2 protein-coding genes are annotated in these 378 nt (G+C 55.3%); both read left to right on the top strand.

Annotated elements, in window-relative coordinates; all coding sequences use genetic code 11:
- Nucleotides 1-255 (top strand): MT-A70 family methyltransferase (locus ACQRBH_RS17375; protein WP_427762708.1); only part of this gene is annotated, 255 nt, incomplete at its 5' end.
- A 13-nt stretch (nt 256-268) separates the two neighbouring features.
- Nucleotides 269-378, top strand: a 110-nt coding sequence (locus ACQRBH_RS17370; protein ID WP_427762709.1) for a PrgI family protein, incomplete at its 3' end; no start/stop codon positions are given.

Below are 378 nucleotides of genomic sequence, written 5' to 3'. Positions count from 1 at the left end.
TACTGGACAAGGGGGAACGCGGAAATCTGCCTGCTGGCAAAGCGCGGCAAACCGAAACGTCATTCTGCCGCTGTCCATCAGTTCATTATCAGCCCGATTGAACAGCACAGCAAAAAGCCGGATGTGACCCGTGACAAGATCGTAGAGCTGGCGGGCGACTTGCCCCGCGTGGAGCTGTTTGCCAGACAGAAATGCCCCGGCTGGGATGCGTGGGGCAACGAAGTGGAATGTGATCTTACCCTAAACCCGTCGTGAAAGGAGGTGCCAGATGGCTTATGTAACTGTCCCCAAGGACTTAACCCATGTGAAATCCAAGGTTGTGTTTGGCCTTACCAAACGGCAACTGATCTGTTTTGGCGGGGCGCTGCTGGTAGGCGT

The organism is Bariatricus sp. SGI.161, assembly GCF_050313695.1.
Classification (GTDB): Bacteria; Bacillota; Clostridia; order Lachnospirales; family Lachnospiraceae; genus JAFBIX01.
Note: the sequence above shows the minus strand (reverse complement) of the source record. Positions and strands in the feature narration are given on the sequence as shown.